18 protein-coding genes and 1 pseudogene are annotated in these 21,020 nt (G+C 31.4%); 2 read left to right on the top strand and 17 right to left on the bottom strand.

What is annotated here, in order from left to right; translation table 11 throughout:
• The first annotated feature begins 139 nt into the window (after positions 1-139).
• On the top strand, positions 140-955 hold the full coding sequence (gene spo0A / locus KSU54_RS13180) for a sporulation transcription factor Spo0A (RefSeq protein WP_003535410.1): 816 nt from the start codon (positions 140-142) through the stop codon (positions 953-955).
• Between the two features lie 111 nt (positions 956-1,066).
• On the opposite strand, the pseudogene KSU54_RS13175 reads toward spo0A, so the two are convergent.
• The 11 genes and pseudogenes from KSU54_RS13175 to KSU54_RS13125 all read right to left on the bottom strand — a co-directional run bounded on the left by KSU54_RS13175 (position 1,067) and on the right by KSU54_RS13125 (position 14,262).
• A pseudogene (locus tag KSU54_RS13175) lies at positions 1,067-1,828 on the bottom strand (sporulation initiation factor Spo0A C-terminal domain-containing protein).
• Between the two features lie 251 nt (positions 1,829-2,079).
• Complete coding sequence (locus KSU54_RS13170; protein WP_003535413.1) at positions 2,080-2,622, bottom strand: hypothetical protein; 543 nt, start codon at positions 2,620-2,622, stop codon at positions 2,080-2,082.
• A 199-nt stretch (positions 2,623-2,821) separates the two neighbouring features.
• The gene (locus KSU54_RS13165) at positions 2,822-4,108 is read right to left on the bottom strand and encodes a PTS ascorbate transporter subunit IIC (protein WP_003535415.1); all 1,287 of its coding nucleotides are present in this window, start codon (positions 4,106-4,108) and stop codon (positions 2,822-2,824) included.
• 12 nt (positions 4,109-4,120) lie between these two features.
• On the bottom strand, positions 4,121-4,417 hold the full coding sequence (locus KSU54_RS13160; protein ID WP_003535417.1) for a PTS sugar transporter subunit IIB: 297 nt from the start codon (positions 4,415-4,417) through the stop codon (positions 4,121-4,123).
• A gap of 3 nt (positions 4,418-4,420) precedes the next feature.
• Entirely contained in the window at positions 4,421-5,569 is a 1,149-nt protein-coding gene (locus KSU54_RS13155) for a putative N-acetylmannosamine-6-phosphate 2-epimerase (protein ID WP_003535418.1), read from the bottom strand.
• Positions 5,562-7,661: a BglG family transcription antiterminator gene (locus KSU54_RS13150; RefSeq protein WP_117792631.1), complete on the bottom strand. Its 2,100-nt coding sequence runs from the start codon at positions 7,659-7,661 to the stop codon at positions 5,562-5,564. Before KSU54_RS13150 ends, KSU54_RS13155 begins: the two co-directional genes overlap by 8 nt.
• Before the next feature lie 49 nt (positions 7,662-7,710).
• Complete coding sequence (locus KSU54_RS13145; RefSeq protein WP_224209047.1) at positions 7,711-8,457, bottom strand: sugar isomerase domain-containing protein; 747 nt, start codon at positions 8,455-8,457, stop codon at positions 7,711-7,713.
• Positions 8,454-9,203: a sugar isomerase domain-containing protein gene (locus KSU54_RS13140; RefSeq protein WP_003535424.1), complete on the bottom strand. Its 750-nt coding sequence runs from the start codon at positions 9,201-9,203 to the stop codon at positions 8,454-8,456. The genes KSU54_RS13145 and KSU54_RS13140 overlap by 4 nt, the downstream gene beginning before the upstream one ends.
• A gap of 208 nt (positions 9,204-9,411) precedes the next feature.
• Positions 9,412-10,053 carry a YggS family pyridoxal phosphate-dependent enzyme gene (locus KSU54_RS13135; protein ID WP_003535425.1) on the bottom strand — a complete coding sequence of 214 codons (642 nt, stop codon included), beginning with the start codon at positions 10,051-10,053 and terminating at the stop codon, positions 9,412-9,414.
• Entirely contained in the window at positions 10,054-11,613 is a 1,560-nt protein-coding gene (locus KSU54_RS13130) for an amidohydrolase (protein ID WP_003535426.1), read from the bottom strand.
• Positions 11,614-11,655: 42 nt separating this feature from the next.
• A complete protein-coding gene (locus tag KSU54_RS13125; protein ID WP_003535427.1) occupies positions 11,656-14,262 on the bottom strand; it encodes a sensor domain-containing diguanylate cyclase in 2,607 nt (868 codons plus the stop codon).
• Positions 14,263-14,428: 166 nt separating this feature from the next.
• On the opposite strand from KSU54_RS13125, the gene KSU54_RS13120 reads away from it, so the two are divergent.
• Positions 14,429-15,019, top strand: a complete 591-nt coding sequence (locus KSU54_RS13120; protein WP_003535428.1) for an ECF transporter S component — start codon at positions 14,429-14,431, stop codon at positions 15,017-15,019.
• Positions 15,020-15,106: 87 nt separating this feature from the next.
• Here the strand turns inward: KSU54_RS13120 and KSU54_RS13115 are convergent, their stop codons facing one another.
• The 6 genes from KSU54_RS13115 to KSU54_RS13090 all read right to left on the bottom strand — a co-directional run bounded on the left by KSU54_RS13115 (position 15,107) and on the right by KSU54_RS13090 (position 20,959).
• Complete coding sequence (locus tag KSU54_RS13115) at positions 15,107-16,084, bottom strand: D-cysteine desulfhydrase family protein (RefSeq protein ID WP_117792632.1); 978 nt, start codon at positions 16,082-16,084, stop codon at positions 15,107-15,109.
• Between the two features lie 89 nt (positions 16,085-16,173).
• On the bottom strand, positions 16,174-17,271 hold the full coding sequence (locus KSU54_RS13110) for a hypothetical protein (RefSeq protein WP_008792521.1): 1,098 nt from the start codon (positions 17,269-17,271) through the stop codon (positions 16,174-16,176).
• The gene (locus tag KSU54_RS13105; RefSeq protein WP_003535432.1) at positions 17,265-17,897 is read right to left on the bottom strand and encodes a corrinoid protein; all 633 of its coding nucleotides are present in this window, start codon (positions 17,895-17,897) and stop codon (positions 17,265-17,267) included. The genes KSU54_RS13110 and KSU54_RS13105 overlap by 7 nt, the downstream gene beginning before the upstream one ends.
• Before the next feature lie 2 nt (positions 17,898-17,899).
• Positions 17,900-18,541 carry a DUF1638 domain-containing protein gene (locus KSU54_RS13100; protein WP_003535433.1) on the bottom strand — a complete coding sequence of 214 codons (642 nt, stop codon included), beginning with the start codon at positions 18,539-18,541 and terminating at the stop codon, positions 17,900-17,902.
• Entirely contained in the window at positions 18,538-19,965 is a 1,428-nt protein-coding gene (locus KSU54_RS13095) for an ASKHA domain-containing protein (protein ID WP_226814530.1), read from the bottom strand. The genes KSU54_RS13100 and KSU54_RS13095 overlap by 4 nt, the downstream gene beginning before the upstream one ends.
• Positions 19,949-20,959 (bottom strand): uroporphyrinogen decarboxylase family protein, encoded by a 1,011-nt coding sequence (locus KSU54_RS13090; protein ID WP_224209045.1) that lies wholly within the window; start codon positions 20,957-20,959, stop codon positions 19,949-19,951. Before KSU54_RS13090 ends, KSU54_RS13095 begins: the two co-directional genes overlap by 17 nt.
• Between the last annotated feature and the right edge of the window lie 61 nt (positions 20,960-21,020).

Below are 21,020 nucleotides of genomic sequence, written 5' to 3'. Positions count from 1 at the left end.
TTCACGAAAACTTTCTTGTTATAGGGAACTTAATTCCTTACTTTACTAAATCCCTAATTATCTATAAATAAACCCTTTTCTCTTTTATACTGTATAAATATAATAAATTTTGTCACTAAAACGAAAGGGGAATATAGAGATGACAGACGTTAAAAAGTATACAGTATACATTTTAGAAGAAAACAAGGATTTATTGAATAATATTAAGGACAGTTTAATTGCGACAAATAACTTTACCGTTATTGGTACTAGCGATAATGCAACAAGCTGTTTAAACTATTTATCTAATAATAATTGTGATTTATTAATTATTGATTTAATGCTTACCAACATTGATGGAATCGGTGTTCTAAATAAACTTAAGGAAGTAAATAGTCGTGCCTATAATAAAGTAGTTTGTATTACTAGCTTTACTAATCCATTAATTTGTGAAACATTAGAAAAATTAAATGTAAGTTATTGTTTTAAACAACCATTCGATATCAATTATTTTGCGACAACCTTAAATTCTGTAATGAAAGTTACATTAGAAGATATTAAAGGTATGTCACAAAACGAATCTGAAAAATATCAAAAAATTAAGTTAGAAAATGAAATTACAGATATCCTTCATGAAGTTGGGATTCCAGCCCACATCAAAGGATATATGTACCTAAGAACTGCAATTCTATCTACTTACTATAATATCGAATTATTAGGTCAAGTAACTAAAGTCCTTTATCCAGATATTGCCCGCCAATACAGTACTACCGCTTCAAGAGTAGAACGTGCCATTCGTCATGCTATTGAAGTTGCTTGGAACCGTGGTAATACTGATGCAATTGATGATATCTTTGGTTATACAGTCAGTGCAACTAAATCAAAACCTACCAATTCTGAATTTATTGCAATGATTGCTGATAAACTTCGTCTAGAACATCAAACAAAAGCGGCAAGCCGTCATAGTTACTTATAAGAGCGTAAGCTCTTTTTTTCTACCTAATTTTAGAAAAACTAATCTTTTTCTTATATCAATCATGGAGATCTCCATAACTGACATAAAAAGAGGAATTAAATCCTCGGATCGTTAACTTCCTTTATACTTTGATAATAACTCATCTACAATTGTTGAAATAAATTCAGAATTACATGTTTTACGTTTTGCCCGAAATCCAAATAGCTGCTCTAGCTCATCTTGACAACCACTTTCCCAAGTACATTTTAAAACATGACGAATCGACTGTTCAACTCGTGATGCCGTTGTTCAATAAGTTCTAGCAATACGCGGATATAATTCTTTAGTAATTTCTCCTAAAAGATTAATATTTCCACAAACTAAAACAATTGCTGTAACTAGATAATTATAGCCTTTTAAATGTCGTGGCATTCCCACTTTCATAAACGTATCATGAATTTCCTTTTTTAGAACTGTTTGATGATAATCGTCAATACCTAAATTATGTTTTAATCTAATTTTTAAGATACGATCAATGATTTCCATAAAATAGTTTAAATCAACCGGTTTCTTTAAACAGTAATCTACTGCTAAGCCTTCTAACATTTCAAATACTAGTGAGTTAGTAAAATCACTAATACAAATAACATGTTTTAAGGCTTTTGGATTGTTAGATCTTATATTCCCAATCACTCCAGCACCATCTATATTAGTCAAAATTAAATCAATTACAAGTAAATCACATGTATGCGTAGCTAAATAGTCTTCACATATACCACCATCATTAAAAGTTGCAATAATTTCATAATGATCATTACTTCTAATCTTATTGACCAGTTCCTCTTTCAACAAATGATTTTCTGTTAAAATCACAATACCTGCCTTATTATTCATTTTTAAATAACTCTGTGCCTAATACACTTCTCCTCACTTTTTTCCTTTATCCCATGTCTAAAAACCTATTTTTAAGCGCACTAAAACATCATATCCGAGCCTGTTTCATAATTTGCCAAGAACTTGTGATTTAATATTAATTTCATGTTCAAAGAACTCATTTATACACTCCCCCCTAACTTATCCCGAGTGCTAGTATAACAAATTTTTCCAATTTCGAACATAAAACTTATGTGTATATAGCAAATTAGCTAAACCAAATGGTTCAGTAGGCGTGACGAGGATGAATTTGAGAAACATTTCATCTGTAAAAATTGTACTTGATATTTTTCAAAGAAATATCTCTGAATCTCTCTTTCTTTACTTTTTAGGGTAAATCCAGATTTTTTTAGATAATTTACCCACTTCCGTTCATAATTTTTAATAACATAAATAGCATTTGGACGATCAATAGTTGGATAACTACTTAAAAATTCTTCTAACCGGTGATTATAGTAAGATCTTAGCATCTCAATTTGTGTAGTCAGCAAAAGCATTGATGAAGGTACCATGCACTCAACAAAAACTGCATGTGTTTTTCCACAGTGTTTACACATCACACGCTGGATTCGAATACAAATTTTATTAGTTGCAGTTTTATAAAATCTTGGATAACATCCAATCTTAACAAAACTCCCTTTGGCCCCACAACTACACTCCAGGCTTTTAAAATCAACATGATCTAACACTTGATCATATATTTCTTGAGTAAATTCGTTAATAAAATACTCGGCACTATTAGCAACTGTTATCATTTTCTTTATCCCCTTAAATTATCCCTTTCTTTAAAATATCCTATTTTCATCAGAATTGCAATTATTTAGATAGTCAAAGTTTTTTAATTAAGTTAATTTTAAGGAGCTAAATACACAAATATAAAAGACAGTCAGTTTCTTTTTCTTTTCTTGACAATCTTAATAAACTTAAAAAGGGATAATTTTATCCCTTATAATTTTAAGCAAACAACTGTAGTATCCATTTGAAAAACGCTGGAAATACAGAATAATCAAAATCATTTGACCATCTAGCAAAGTCCGCTACTGTTGTTGATAAAACGCCTACCGTTAACGCTTGTCCAAATGACAATAACAGTCCAGCAACGACTCCAGCTAAAATAGCCCCACGCCAGCCTCCTGTAGAGTTTCCAAAAACACCTGCTGGTCCACCTCCAAAAAAGGTAGTAATAACCGGTGGTGTCAGAGCATACCAGCCAATTGCACCAAAGATAATCGTACACAATATAACTGTACCTAAACAACTTAAAAAACCTAGCATAACTGCAGTTGGAGCAAAGTTAAAAACGACAGGACAGTCTAATGCTGGTACTGCATTGGGTACAATTTTTTCAGAAATACCTTTAAACGCTTCTGTGATCTCTGAAACCATCATTGAAACACCATTCAATACAATTGTAATCCCCACTCCAAATTGAACGCCAGAAACAATCGCATATAAAATTGCGGGCTGTCCATTACTTAAATTCGCTTCGACATAATCAAAACCAGCCAAGCATACTGCCACGATATATAGGATTGTCATAACTAAAGCGGTAGAAACTGTAATGTCTTTTAAAAAGTTTAATTTAGGATTAATATTAATGTTTTCAGACGATTCATTTTTATGTTTTTTAAATAAATTTCCAACTAATGAACCCGTAATAACTCCGAATGTTGTGGTGTGACCATAGGCAAAATCATCACTGCCGGTAACCTTTCTCAAGAAAGGCTGGGCCAATGCTGGAGCTAAAGTACAGTAGATTCCTGTTAATAGACCACCAATAATAATGACTAACGTATTATTTGGATTAGCAAACACTTCTACAGCTACAGCTAAATAAACAAAGATCAAATAATATGTTTGATGTGCTGTTAAAAACACGTACTTAAATGGTGTAAATCTAGCTAAAATTAGATTTATAAAAAAACCAATAACCATAATAATTGCAATCGTCGATGCCCACTGTTCAGTAAATGCATTTGTTCCCATTCCAGTTGCAACTGTTTCAATCCCCATAATTTTTTCCAGCAGCGTAGCTATCGGCGTAACTACGCCTGCGATTGTGCTTGTTCCTACACTTAGAATTAAATAACCGATTCCCGTTTTGACTGATCCAGAAATAATTTTATCTATTGATTTTTTTTGTAAAATAAGACCAATCATCGCAACAATACTTAAGAAAATAAACGGCTGATTAAACACATAATTTTGAAAAATATCTACAATAACTTTAAATACTGACATAATCTCCCTCCTCTACAATAAATTCTTTTTTTCTAATAATTTTTTTATTTTTTCCTCTAATTCATTCATATCCATTAGATTATTGATTACAATAACATCCTCATAACAAGAACGTAATTCATCAGCAAACGATTCAAAAGTAAATACTGCATCGCACATTAGTCCTTTAGACATTGATAATCCTTTATTCTCAACTGTTACCTCTAATGGTAAAGCAAATTTTTTAAAAGTTTTATCAATATTCATTCTTAACAAAGTGCTTGTTCCGACTCCGGCACCACATACCGTGATAACTTTAAAACTTTTCATTTTTCATCCCTCTTTTGCATCATGTAATATTGTTTTTACTATTTTAGCTGGCTCACTTATGGATGTTCCGATAACAACTGCAAAAGCTCCTGCCTCTATACATTTCTTCATCTTACTACCGTCATTAATTCTTCCTTCGGCAATGACTCTTGATACTCCGGCTGTTTTTAGCTCTTTAATAATTTCATAATCTGGATCTGGTGATGGCACTGTTCCAAATATAATTGGATTTTTAGAATATGGCGTGTATCCTGATAAAGTAGTACCTACTGCATCAACTCCCGCTTTAGATGCTCTGATTCCCTCTTCCACTGTAGAAATATCTGCAATAACAAATAACTCTGGATATTTATTTTTTATTTTATTAACAAATTCTTCTAATGATAAATCATCATAACGTTCTCTTTGAGTGCCATCTATGGCTATACCATCAACGCCAGCTGCAACTAGCTGATCGACTTCATCCATTGTTGGTGTAATTCTAAAACTAGAATGAAGCGGATCATCTCCTTTATAGATTTTTTTAATACCAATAAGCGGAACATCTACAACTTCTGCAATTGCCTTTACATGTTCTAAATTTGTTCTTATCGCCTTAGCTCCTCCAGCAACACAACTTTGAGCCAGGCATTGAATTGCAATAGAATTGTCCATATAGGGATTTATTGCTGAATCAGCATAACAAGAAACTATCAGTCCCCCTTTAATAGCATCAATATTTTTATTATCCTTTAAAATATCTTGATAAGAACGGGCATTAAATATTTTATGTAAATATTTTCTATCCATTAGACATAGTGCCACTTCTTGAAACAGCTTTAAATGCTCCTCATCACTTTTAGCTGCAAGCGCTAACAATACTCGAACTGGATCATTAACAGAGTGTCCAAACTTCACTCCATTTTTAAAAGTTACTAAGCTAATACTATTTTGATACACATGACCATTTGGTCTTGCGTGAGCCAAGGCAACCCCTGGCATGACTACAATATAGGGGCCATTTTTTTCAATAATATTCACCATATCATTTATATACTGGTGATCAATATAGCCATTTTTCTCTAATAGATAACCAGCATAGACAATTGCTTCTTTCCAATCATGGCACTCTTTATAAAAATCCACACAATTCTCTTTTATATATTTAATCATATTTACTTACCTCATTAATCTGGTCTAAAACATAGTCTAGTTCAAAATAACATTCTATTCCATTATTTCTTATATTCTCTAAAAATTTGATAAAATTATTTAATGCTTTCATGTGCGTATAATTATCTTTAGCCGCTAAACATAAAATAATATGCACTGGATCATATTTATCATGATTAAATTTGACACCATTTTTAATAATTAACAGACTCATTGATGTTTGATTAACCCCATAATCAATTTCTCCATGAATAAGGGCTATTCCTTCATCAATAACCATATATGACCCTGATTTTTTCACCGTATCTATCATTGATTTAATATAACATTCTGCAATATCTTGACTTTTAACTAGCATTTGTCCGGCACAGCAGACTGCAGTCTCCCAATGATCGACCGTATCACATAGTAGAACTTTATCAGCAGTTAAATATTCATTTAATAATGGCTGCAGTTTGATTCCTGCATCAATTCCTAAATCTTTAAAATATTCACTGAAATCATCGAAAAGCTGCTGATAGTTTACAATCTCGCAGTTTCTCTTAACAATACTTAAAATTCCATCCATAAAAGTATCACTTTCTTGAATATTTTGATGAACAATTTTTTCCATAGCATTTTCAATCAATCGATAATCACTCTCTTTTAAAATTACATTGACTTTAACAACCAAACACTGCATTATTTGTAGATCAATACTTGAAATAATAAAATCGATATTACTGAGATCTATATTTAAAATCCGTTCTTCAGTTACTGTTTTCTTCACAATAATATTTTTAAATCTCGAGCAGATCATCTCCTTCATTAAAGAAGCCGTCCCAAAACCATGAACACAAACAATTACAACATTATACACATCTTTAAAACGATTTTTTCTCTCTAAAGCGGCACAAAAATGAAGCGTTAAAAAAGCTATATCATCCTCTTTAATTCCTTTTAATTCCTTATAGCATAATTCATCAATTGTTTCTAATAATGCTATAAAAACTTCATGATAATTTTTCTTAATAACTGTCAAACTCGGATTAACAACCGGTACTTGATTTTGCAGTTTAAATACTGTAGGACCTAAATGGAGGGTTAAAGAATTGATCAATTCCTCATCTCGACTAAAATTTACATTAAGTTTTTCTCCTACTTTAAAGGCTAAAGTAGTTGCTATCATTTGTATATTAGCCCAATCATAGATAACATATCGCTTTAAAGTCGTATATCTAGCACTATTTAATAAGATCGTAATAATAGCAACTTCTGATTGTGACATCTTAATATTTAATGCCTGCATTATTTGTGAACAAATAAATTGAGCATCATGATATCCTTCTGTTTTTGAAATCTCAATCAAATAATCTTGATGTAGGATGATATCATACCCTAATTCTATTCTTGTCAAAGAAACAGCTAAATGGATACAAATATCTTTATATGATAAATAGGTTAATTTCTTTTCACTATGACTTTCAAAATCATTCATAACTTTAATAATGATTTTCCAGTATTTATCGAAGACCATTCGATAAATATTCTTTTCAATAAAAGTTATTGGTGTATATTGAAAGTGCATAAATTTATTAAAATCAATATTCTTTTCAATAACTCTAAAGAAACATGAGCGTATGTCTCTTTCGTCACCCTCTATATAACTGCCTTTTCCTGTTTTTACATTAATAGAAAAATCATATCCCTCATATTCTTGTCTTATCGAAAGAATATCTTTATCAATACTACTTTTACTAACATTCATTTCATCAGCAAAATACTGACTTGTGAGTGGTTCACTGCAACACCACATTGAAACTAAAATATAGCACTTTCTTTCAAACGGACTTATCGCATATACATAATTATCCAAATTCGAAATTTCTTTCATCAGTATCTCTTTTTCTTGATGAGTAATATTAAACTGAATCTTTCCATTTCTTATCATTATATTTTTTTTAATATTTATTGTTTCTAAAAAATCATTAATATCATCAATAACATATCTAATCATTCGAATAGAGATCTCAAAATCATGTGCTAAATCTTCTACTTGATATTTTTTTCCGCCGCACAGCTTCTTCAATATTTCCACACTTCTAGTATTCATAAGATATCCTCATATGATTCAATAAGAGAATCATACGCCTCCTCTCTACTCACTTCATATAATGAATGCGATTTTTATATTGGTTTAAGATATTTTGATTATATTCGTCACCTCCATCAATATTAGCACTATGAAAAATCGGTGGTTCGAAGCCGTCATTAACTAGATTTTCTACTACTTGAATAATCACACTATTTAAAATAAAAGCTCCGGCTATTGTAGAGGTTGGGGCAACCTTTTGGTCTAGACCATCAATAGTAATACTGGAATCCTCAAAATCTCCACAATTATCAATAACAATATCTGCAATATCTAACAATTTCTTTCCTGTTTCATGTCGCGAAACTACAGCTTGACTATATTCTATATTTGTAACAGCAATCACGATCACACCCATTGCCTTAGCCCGTAATGCCATATCAATTGCAATTGTATTTCGACCAGAAACTGAATGAATAATTAGAACATCTTCTTTTTGTATTGGCGTATGCTCTAAAATCAATGTCCCATAACCAGGTAGTCTCTCCATTTGCGAGGTTAGAGTTATTGGTCTTACATCTAATTGAACTTCCTTTGCCATAATTGGATTAATTAAAGCCAATCCACCAGCCCGATAAAACAGTTCTTGGGTAAGAATTCCCGCATGAGAAGCTCCAAAAGCATAAATCGTATGTCCCTTTTCAATACATTGGGTCATTTCTAAGGCAGCTTTTTGAATAGCTGCTTCTTGTGAATCTACAATATTATTTAAAATATCATGAATATGCTGATAGTATCTTGATCTTGCTTTCATCATAAATTCCTTATCCGATAAAAATATTTATCCACTAATTTATCATTATGATCAGCACAATCTTCATTCATAAAAGCCATATGACCATTGTAATAAACATCCGGGTGAATTCCCTTTTTAACTAAAATATCAACCATTTCACATAATATTGCATTTTGTAAAAAGACATTTGGTATTGTACTAGTTGCCCCCACTTTCATAGGAAAATTTTCTATCTCAATTGCCGCATCACCTATTAATGAACAATTATCTAACACTACATCAGCAACATCTTTAAGCTTTACTCCTGCCTTATGTTTTGTCTTTAAGAATTGGCTATATTCCACTGCAGTAATCGCAATAATAGGAATTCCCTTTTCTTTTGCCCTTATAGCAGCATCTACTGGTGCAATATTATTGCCAGAATTAGAAATAATAATCATGCAGTCATTAGGGGTGATTCGATGATAATCAACTATCATTTTTCCAATTTCATACATATTTTCAATGTAATAACTTTTTGTAATTTCAAAACTGCCTGTTGCACTTTGTTCCAGCAAAGCACAATAATTAGCCGGGGTAGCAGCTCGCCAAAATGCATCATCGACTACTAAATGAGAATGACCCGTCCCAAACCCATAAATAAGACCTCCTTTTTCAGTTGTATCAGCAAGTATTTTTGCAGCTTTTTTGATATTATCTTTTTGCGTATTTTTTACTTGTGCAACAACTTTTTCCATAACTTCAAAATAATTTTCCCAAGCTTCCATTTAAAAGCCTCCTTCCTTTACAATTTCATTATACCTAAATTCAAAAGAGCAAATATTTGCAAATTCTTTCAATTTCTTGAGAAGCATTTTACAAGTTCAATAAAAAAAGAAATTTGAAATAATATCCAAATCTCTTAAAATACATTATATTTTATAATGAAAAAAGGAGTTTTAAATTAATAAACTCCGCGACTCTATAAACTTTACTTTATTCAAACAAGGCACTTCCTACCCTTATCATCGTTGCTCCATACTTTAACGCTTCGTGATAATCATTAGACATCCCCATTGATAATTCTGTCATTTCAAACTCTGAATATTTACAATTTAATTGATCAAATAACTCCTTTGTTTGTTTAAAATATACTGCTGTATCATTAGAATCAATATGTGGTGCCATCATCATTAGCCCTTTTACAATTAAATGGGGACATTCTTTTAAATAATCAAATACATCTTCAATTTCTTCTACTGCAAAACCATGCTTACTTTCCTCTTTTGCTACATTGACTTGGATTAATATTGGCATTTTTAAATCATGCTTCTTAGCTTGTTTTTCTACTTCTTTAATTAATGAATAACTATCAATTGAATGAATCAAGCTAACTTTATCAATTATATACTTAACTTTATTTGGTTGTAGCGTTCCTATCATATGAAATTCTTGTGCCCCATGATACTTTTCATATTTTTCTAAAAAAGCTTGGACTCGATTTTCGCCAAAATACTTTACTCCTAGTTTTTCTAATTCATTAATCTCTTCAATTCCAACATATTTTGTTGCTGCGACCAATTTAGCATTACCAACCGATTTTAAAATATTTTTTACTGCCTGTTCATTTACTCTCATTTACTGACCTCCATAGACTAATTGCCCACCTACATAAGTAGCCAATACTTTAATGTCTTTAATATGCTGAACATCTACGTCTAATATATTATCACTAAGCACAACAAAATCGCAATACTTTCCTACCTCCAAAGTTCCTTTGACCTCTTCTTCAAATGAAGCATATGCACCACCGATCGTAAACGACTCGATCGCTTCTTCTCTAGTTAATGCCTGCTCTTTTAGATATGGTCCAGTCCCATCGATAGATGTTCTTGTAACCGCTAATTGAATCCCTTTTAAAACATCTGGGGCTTCAACTGGACAGTCTGACCCATTAGAAATAGTCGTTATATTACGAAGTGTTTTAAAATTATATGATGTTTGTGCTAATTGGGGAGAAACCCTTTGATTAATAATATGATTATCATAATCTAAAAAGACACTTTGAATATAAGCATGTAAATGTAACTGCTGATATTTAAGCAACTGATCTTCTCGAGTGATCTGACAATGCACAATACCATGTCGTGGATCTTCACGAGAATAGTTTTTTAACGCATTTTCGTATCCTTCAAAAATCCAATCTAAGATTCCATCACCAATTGCGTGAATAGCAATCTGCATCTCATGACGATTAGCGTAGTCAAACATCATTTTGATTTCTTCACGACTAAAAACAGGAATTCCTCGTGTCTTAGGTGCATCATAATAAGGCTTACTTAAAAAAGCAGTTCGTGCTCCTAATGATCCATCCCCAAGCATTTTTAATGGGCCTATTTTAAAAAACTCATCACCACTACCGGTACAATAACCTAAATTAATAAACTCTTTTAAGGCTTTTAACGTCGGCAACTGTGCTTGTTCGTAAACTCTTATCGTTAGTTTATTTTCTGCTCTTAATTGTTCAAAAGCCTGTAGAGCATCATGATAATCACTAGTGGCACTCAAGAGATCGTCACTTTGAACAGATGTTATTCCATAACTATGTAACTCTTTTTGAGCGATTAAAATATTATCTTTTATTTCTTCAATAGTTGGCTGAGGGATTGTATCATAGATCAAATAAAGTGCATTTTCTTGAAATAATCCTGCATCTAAATCAAAATAGCCGCCCTCGACTGCTTCACTGGTAATATTTGCTAATTCAATTGCTTTGCTATTAGCAACTAAGATATGTCCACAAGTCCGCGTAATTACAATCGGTTCCTCTTCACTAATCATATCAAGATCTTTTCGGGTAGGAAAACGCTGTTCATCTGTAAAATAATCATGATTCCAGCCCCGCCCAATCAGCCACTGCCCCTTTACTAAATGTTTCTTTAATTCTTCTAAAAGTGCTTTAAGCGAATTAGTATGCTTTTCTAATAGAACATTTTTTAAACTTTGACCATAATTAACTAAATGCATATGCGAATCATTAAAACCTGGATATACATATTTATTATTTAAATCAATTTGTTCACCAGAATATTTTAATGCTTCCTTATCACTTCCGATAAAGATAATTTTTCCCTTATCTTCTACAAAAGCAGTTGCCTGATTACAACCGTATAAATTTCCCCGGAAATAAATTCTCATAAAAAAAATCCCCCTTTATTTAGAAAGTAGGATACTTTGATCCTACTTTTCATTATAATATTTTGTTATATCGATACTAGTAACTGCAGCAACATCTTGACCATTGATCCACCGAACACGTTTTACCGTTGTCTCCAACTGAGCACTAATGTTACAATTATAAATCAATTTAGTATACGATAAATCGCTATCCTTCATATCTTTAATTGGGCAGTCAGCGCATGGTTCATCATAGCCTCTAAAAGACTTATAGCAATAATCACCAACTTTTACCTGATTAAAAATATGTTTGATTTTATGATTATAATACACAAGTTTATAAGTGTTGGGATCAATAACGTAAATCCCATTTTCTTGGAAATCTAAAATCATTTGAATTGCATTTAAATACTGATTCTTTTCTTTTTCCTGATATTTTTTAACAAGAAAAGTACTAATGATAGCAATCGAAGTTAATAACATTTCTTTTTCTTCCGCTTTATAAGCGTAGGGTTTTTCATGTTCCATGCTTATGATACCAATAATATCATCGCCATTTTTAATAAGACCACTAATTACCATACGGGTCTTACTATTAGCATAAAGTGTTTTAATTGCTGGAGAAACATCTGAAGCCTTGATATCATTGACCCAAAGAATCCCCTCATCATCAAATTGCCGTACATACTCAGGCCAATAATCATGATAAGTAACATCAATAACTTTTGTTAAATCTTCATTCTTTGAACTCCAATAATTATTTACTTTGTATTTCCCAATATCCAAATCTCGTACAATAATTAAATTTTGGCTCATATAATAATGCATTCCCAATAATTCTAGGACTGCTGTAATTGTTTCATTTAAATCTTGACATTTATATAAAATTCTAAAAATATACTCACCAACATTATCAGAAAACTTTTTGGTAGCCCGATCAACAATATTATTCACTTTATCCAATTGACCATCACTAATCTCTAAACTCTCATCATACAAACAAACACCATTTTTATTATTCTTTTTAATTTTGTATAAAGCCTGATCACCATGGTGATATAACTCATCAAATGTTTTTCCATGATTAGGGTATAAAACTACCCCTACAGATACCGTTACTTTAACTTTTGTTCCTCCAGTTCCATAAGCACCTTCAATCAGTTTACATAGATCATTAGCCTTATCAATAGCTAGTTCACTGTTTGAAATATTCTTCATTAAAACTAAATACTCATCACCACCAAGACGAGCAACTAAGTCATCATTTCGAAATTTAGATTTTATTTTTCGAGATATTTCACACAAAAATGCATCACCGTATAAATGACCGAAATTATCATTAACCTGCTTAAAATTATCAATGTCTAAGATCATAATCGCATGATTATTTTCAGGAAAATTTTGAATAATTTCATTTGTTTTAATTTCAATAGCTTCTCGATTATATAGCCCTGTTAGTGGATCTAATTCAATTTTCTTCTTTAGTACAAGATCATGTACTTTATTTTCATTAATATCCTTGATATAACCACAAGCATAAATATCTTTATTAAATTCAATCAAATATAGTGTAATTTGAATAAAATTATAATTATCTTTAAACTTATTATAGAATTGATATTCTAAATCTAATTTACGTTTTCCATCACGATAATTATTTAATAAATTTTGCCGATTTAATTCACGAAGCACTTTGCCATACTCACTAGGAATTGAATTTTCACTTAGTTTTAAAATTGATTTTTCATAGTTTTTACCATCATAAAAATCAATAAAATTATTTTTTGCTATTTTCCGATCAATAACTTCATTCATCGTTAAATTAACTTCAATATAACTCAGTGCATCTTTACCTAAAGCCTCACGATATTCTCGTTCAATTTCATACTTGCTCTTTAGTTCAACAAAATCCGTAATATCTTTACCGATTCCAATTGATTTAACTGCACGTCCCTGCTCATCAAAGATTGTTGAACATTTTAGACTGATCCAGCGTTCTTCTCCATCTCCACGCTTCATCTTTAATTCAATTGAAGTTTCAGGCCTGCCTTTTTCAATCTCTTGGCATAATTTTCTTACTCGTAAACCATCCTCTTGACTGATGATCTTTGCTTCAACCAAACTTTCTGGGATATTATAATAAGTTTTATTAATATCTAAAATTCCTAATGCAACTTCATCAGGACAAAATAGCTGCTCAATTGTATGATTTAACACATCATATTGCCACAATGTTGTATTTGCTTGTTTTAAAGCAAGCTTATAAATTTCTTCACCTATTAGAAGCTCCTTTTTCATATTTGATAATTCGGTTATATCGGTAGCTACGATAATAAAACCTTGCGGATTGTTTTGGTTATCATAAAATCTTGAAACTGTTACTTTTTCTACACTTCCATCTTTATGAAGATTATCTAATGGTTGTAAACCGTGAAGGTAACGCATAATACAGCACTTTTCCGTACTACAATTATCCATTTTAAGAGCTTTACAAGGCTGCATTAATACATTTTCACCTATCAGCTTACGACCTTTTCGGTTCACAAAAAGTATCTTCATTTCATTATCAATTACGAGAATAACATTATCAATAACATCTAGAAGGACTTTATATTCATTATTTAGTTTATCCATTAACTCTTCGATATTTTTGAATTTCAATCCTGACACCTCCTAGACTACTATAATTATATTGTAACTTAACCATTAATAATTGTACAATCCTAAAACTTGCAAATTTTCTTACTGTCCTTATAAATTTATTAAAAACTGTATCTTTTTTAATATCCAGTGTAATGTTAAGATACTTATAGATTTAATAAATAGGGGGATTTTTATGAATAATAAAACACTTAAAATAGCGACAATTGGTTTGATGGCTGCATTAGCCTATGTCTCTTTTACTTTTCTACAAATCAAAATACCAACGCCAGGGGGAACTACATCATTTCATTTAGGAAATACCTTTTGTGTCTTAGCTGCATTATTGCTAGGGGGACTTCCTGGAGGAATTGCAGGAGCGATTGGAATGGGAATTGGTGATCTACTTGATCCTGTTTATGTTACCTATGCACCTAAAACAATTATCCTTAAATTAATGATTGGAATCGTTACTGGATTAGTTGCACATAAAATTTTCAAAATTGAAAAACATGATAATGATTCTCATTTAATAATTTATGTTGTCATTTCTTGTATGGCTGGAATGTTTTTTAATGTGGTTGGAGAGCCAATCTTTGGCTATTTTTATAATTCGATGATTTTAGGTGCTCCAGAAAAGGCTGCTGCCACCTTAGCAAGCTGGAACGCTATTACAACTTCAGTTAATGCTGTTATTACTGTCGCCTTAGCTTCTACTATCTATTTAGTCATCCGACCTCGATTAGCTGGCAGTGGTATCCTGGTAAAATTAGCACCTCATAAATAAGCTTTTATTAAAAGGTAATATTATAAAAAGAACCTCCATTATTTGGTTGTCCAAATAACAGTGTCCATTTCATAATACTACCTTTTTTTATTTAAATTGACTTTGTTTCAGGAATAGCCCAAAGATTCCACCAGTATGCATAAATAAAATATTTTCACTATCAACAAACGTTCCTTTTTCTAATTCATTGATCAAACCATAGTATGCCTTACCAGTATATACAGGATCTAATACTACTGCTTCTAATTTAGCTAAAGATGCAATAGCATCAAGTTCTTCACTTCGACTTAAAGCATATCCCTGACCAACATAACCATCAATTATCTTGATCCGCTCTGTTTTTATTTCCTGATCAAAATATACTTGCGCCTCTTTAATAATTTTTGTTATCTCCTTAATAAAGTATTCCTTATCATCGCAAACATTAAATCCAATAATTTGTTTTTTAGTACGATTAAGCTCATTTCCAATATATAAACCTGCATAAGTCCCCCCACTGCCAACAGCATTAATAATTGTATCAAATTCTACTTTCATAGCTTCTTCTTGTTTTAAGATTTCTGTAAAAGCTTCAACATAACCTAAAGTACCAATTCCATTACTTGCTCCCATTGGAATAATATATGGTTTATATCCTTTAGCTTCATAGGCAGTTTTTAATTTCAGCATGATCTTATCCTTATCATGATTAAAAATTTCAGGTTCTTTGATAACAATATCTGCACCAACTAAGCGATCTAAAAAATAGTTTCCTTCGACTGGCTCACTACTTCCATTGCCACGAAGTAATAAGCAGCTTTTCATTGATAACTTAGCTGCGGCATAGGCTGTTGCACGAGCATGATTTGACTGCATACCCCCACAAGTAATGACTAAATCACAACCTTGTTCAAATGCTTCTCTCAATGAATATTCTAACTTTCTAATTTTATTACCCGATGTTTCTATTCCAGTTAAATCATCTCTTTTTATATAAATATTTTTTTGGAATTGTTTAGATAACTTCTCTAGTTTATATATTGGTGTTGGTAAAAAAGCCAGTTCTACTTTTTCTGGTAACTGCATAATTTATCCCCCTTATCCTTATTTTTTATTATATCATAATTGAATAGTTTCACGTGAAGCTTTTAAAAAAAGTACCATGATTATGGTACTTAATTAGGAATATGATATTTTTCTAAATAAGCTTCAAAGACTTCTTTATCTTTACTGCTGCCAGTACAAATAAAAGCAATACCTTTAGGACTTCCAAGATAATCAACAATATAATCAATATATTCTAATTCTTCTTTGCCACTTATATTAACTTGTAGTAGTAAGCCCGCATCATGTACTTTTTGATAAATTTCATTCCAGCAAGGATCATTTAATGGTTTTGCTCCAGCACCATTGATCCATTGAATTCCTTTAAAACCACATTCAATGATCTTATCAAGATGACGTACTGCACCAGGACCATCTAAATGATAGAATGAACGCTCAATCAAGGATGCCTCTTTCTTTAAGGTTTCAAAAACAAACTCATCAAATTGCTCTGGACCAATCATACAACAAAAATCGCATTGAGAAATAAAATATGGTTTTTGTGATAATAGACTGATCCATCCGGTATAACCCAAAGTATTATTTAAATCAATACTAGCAATCATCTCTTCATAGGCTTGTTCAAATGCTTTGTAAATGTCATCATTTAAACGTTGAACTTCATCAGGATCATCATATAAATCAATTAGTGAGTTATTTGCCCCTCTCATTGATTCAACGATATCCATCATTCCTCCAAGATTAGCAATTCCCATTGCAATATCATCTCCATAAAACTGATTAAATGCTTTGATTAGTTCTAATGATCTTTGATATAAGGGATATGTTTCCTCTAGGCGAGGATGAATATCTTCTAACTCACATCCTTTCATTTCTTGAAACCAAATTGTCCCTTGTTTTACATCAATATGATAAGTTTGACCTAAATAGGCTCCTAAAACTCCGGTTGAGCGCATATAAAAGATAGGAAAAGCATCACCCAAATAAATATTCGAAAAAAATGTTTCTTGATATGCTTGAACTACCTCATTAACCGGCTTATCTAAATCATATAGCATTTCTAATAATTCCCCTCGATTATATCGGTGTTTTTGAGGTTGATAATCTTCATCAAATAAAGTTACTTGAATAATTGGCCGTTCTAATTTATGCTCCCACCATTTTTCAAAATCTTCAACTAACTGTTCTTTTTTTGCTTTAGTTAACATAACGTACCTCCCACGATTGCATAAGCAACTTCACTTGCACTAGTGGCATCATCTGTATAATAATCAGCGCCTATTTCATTACAATAATCTTGATTAACAGGTGCTCCACCAATCATAACTTTAACATTTAAATGTTCTTGAGCAACTAAATCAACTACTTTTTTCATTTCTGGCATTGTCGTTGTTAGAAGAGCACTACAGCAGATAATTTGTGCTTGATGTATTTTTGCTTCTTCAACAAATTTTTGTGCATCTACATCGACACCTAAATCAACTACTTCTAAACCTTTTCCTTCCAACATGATCTTAACTAAATTTTTTCCAATATCGTGAAGATCACCTTTTACAGTACCGAGAATAACGGTTCCCTTACTTTGATGTTCCGTATCTTGTAAATATGGCTTTAAAATCTCGATTCCCTTATTCATCGCCCGAGCTGCAACTAATACTTCGGGAACAAAAACTTCTTCATTTTTAAATTTTACACCAATGGCATCCATACCTTTCAACAACCCCTGATTAAGAATATCCGTTGCTGGAAAGCCAGCTTCTAAAGCTTCATTTACCAATTTGACAACCTTTTTAGCTTGTCCTTTTTGAATTAATTCACTAATTTCTTCAATCATTTCTACTCCTCCATTATCTCAAATACTTGATCGATATCACTACTAATTACAACTTTTTGATTTTTTTCTAAAATTACTAATTCATTACTAGTTTGTAATAATATTTGTTTTAAAAATTTTAAATCTATTTTAATTTGTTCCTGATTTTTAAGAAAAGGAACATCGTCACAATAATTATAAATTAGGTATACATTATCCTGCGTTTGTAATTGGGATTTCAAATAGTCTGCTGTTTCTTGATCGTATCGCTGACACCACTTTAAATATTGTTCATCTTCATAAACATTACAGCCATTAACTTTTAAACTATAACAGCTCCATGAAGAAGACAAGCGATTTGAAAATAATTGTTTAAATCGCTGTTTGCTCCCCAATAAAACAGTTAAACAATCATGCACTCTAACTAGATATACAGGAATATTGCGTGCTTGTATTTCAACTAAAGCATTACCGCAAAGTCCATATAAAACAATTATTTTTTCATCCCCCCTGCTCTTATCAATTTCTTTTTGGATATTTTTTGCTAAAGTATGTGGTTGATTATGTTGTTGTATATCTAGATATACAAATTCATAATTATCAAGTGATAAGTCTAGTTGTGAAATATAATATTCGTATATTTTGCAAGCAATAACTTTTATCATGAAAACACCATCGCATCTATCCAATAATCATTAAAATCAGGATCTTTTTCTAAATAGATAACTTTTGTTTGATTACTAATATGTTGAACTCGCTGAAAATCTCGTGTCAATATTAGTTTATAAAGACCACTGATAGCACTATTTTTAATATATTGAACTTTGTTAACTTCTTCTGAACTAATAATATTCAAGGTAACAAGATCCGCTTTCTCCAAATAATTTCCGAAGCCACCCGCAATATAAATAGTTGTTACTTCTTCATTCAATTCCTTCAATAATACTTCTTTTCCCGCTTGAATTGCTGCTTTTGCTAACATAAAAGCTTTTATATCTTTAATTGATAAATATACTTCATCATTTAAATAGTATTTTTTTTGCTTATTTAAAAAATTACCTGTATCATCAATAATTCCTAAACGTAGCAAATTAGCGATTAAAGAAATTAAACCACTACCACAGATACTATTAGCATCTTGATTATCAATTGTTTTATAGACAAGCTTATTATTTTCGACTTTAGTCGCACAAACAGCGCCAGCAATACTTGGACCACCACATTCAATATTTACCCCTTCAAAGGCAGGCCCAGCAGGACAAGATGTCGCTAATAGACGATGCTTATTTCCTATCACCATCTCACCATTAGTTCCCAAATCCACCAGTAATATATTTTCCTTGTTTTTATCCATATTAGTAGCATAAATTCCCATGACAATATCACTCCCCACATAAGCAGAAATATGATTCATAGTCATAACTTCAATCTTTACTGAACTCTTTATAAAATAATTTAAAGGATATTCAGTCATTGTTAAGATTGGTACATCAAATGGTGATACTCCAATTGTTTTTACCTTTTCTTTTAAAAACAAATTAATCATTGTTGCATTACCACAAACTAATATTTCTTTGATTTTTGTAGACACATTGATTCGACTAAATATTTCTTTAATTATTAGTTCACCTAATTTATGATCATTATCACGATTATCAAAATCAATTCGAGCAATCACATCACTTCCAAATTTGCCTTGAGGATTAAAGAAAGACTGACTTTCAATAATCATTCCGCTTTTTAAATTGAGCCATTTCATTGCTACTGTTGTTGTTCCAATATCAATGATAATTCCAACTTTCTCAACAGGTTCGGTAATTACTACGGTATCATTTAAATATATACTATCCTCAATAACTCCGTCTGCTTGTGGCAAAATAAATCGGTCACCCTGATGATATAAATGACTGCAGGCTAAACGATATCCTTGATCCAGCTCTTTTTTAGTAAGCAGTTTTAGATCATCATGATTAACCTCGATGATTCGATTGGTAGCTTTTACTTTACATTTTCCACATTTTTTTTGACCATTACAAGGGGCGATAAAATTACAATCTTGTTCCTGTAAATATTCAAGAATCGTTTTCATAATAATTTTCACAAACTTCCATAAAAGCTTTAATATTTTTCCATGGGGCTAATGGAGGAATATCACAACCACTCGAAATAATAAAATTACGATAATCTTTACACTCTTTTAATAAATTTAGTGTAATTTCTTTGATTGTTTCTGGGGTTCCGTTACTAATTATTTCCACTGGGTCTATATTTCCCATAACAAGACAATCCTTTGGCATTAGTTCTAGCATTTTTTTTATGTTAATAGCATTACCAAAATGATATGCTCGTGCTTTAATTTCTTTAAAATCATCAATCATTTTTAAAGTATTATTACCACAATTATGGTATACGACCATAAAATTTTCATCTTGAACTGCTGTAACTATCTTTTTTACATAGGTACTAGAAAATTCAGTCGCCAAAACTGGCGATAGCACCCCAGCTAGTGGTTCTGCCATTAAAATTCCATCAGCTCCAGCTTCTTTATACGCTGAAATATAGTCGATCAAAAATTTTGTAGCCTTTTCTAATACAATATGCACCATTTCTGGCTCCTCATAACAATTGATCATTGCTTCACTTACATCCATTAAACGACCAGCCAAACTAAACGGACCAATACAACCTCCCAAAATAGGGATATCTTTAATTTCTGCTTTAGTTTTTTTGATTGCATCAATATATAATTGACTTCGACCGCTTCCCACTGCAGGAACCTTTAATGCCTGAGCATCATCTTCATCTTCAATTAATTGACCAACTACTGTCGGTACTTCGTTATCAGTAACCTTTATTTCTGCACCAAAACATTCTGCTTCAACCGATAAATCCATAAAACCTAAAATTGCTAATGGATTACACTCCTCTTTAATTATCTTAAGAGCTGCAACTTGTTGATCGGTATCATTAATTAATTTTTTGACACTAATATTTAACTTTGTTGCTGCTGGAAAGGTAATTATTGGCATTGCTCGTTTATTTTTCTTCTCTAATACATCATTTAGCCATTTTTCTATTTCCATCATATTCACCTCTATATATATCATATCATAAATATATTATTGTCTATACAATTTTCTAAAA

It is taken from the genome of Erysipelatoclostridium sp. MSK.23.31, from assembly GCF_019125875.1.
GTDB lineage: Bacteria > Bacillota_I > Bacilli_A > Erysipelotrichales > Coprobacillaceae > Thomasclavelia > Thomasclavelia ramosa.
The sequence above is the reverse complement of the archived record's forward strand: the minus strand, read 5'-3'. Positions and strand labels throughout refer to the sequence as shown.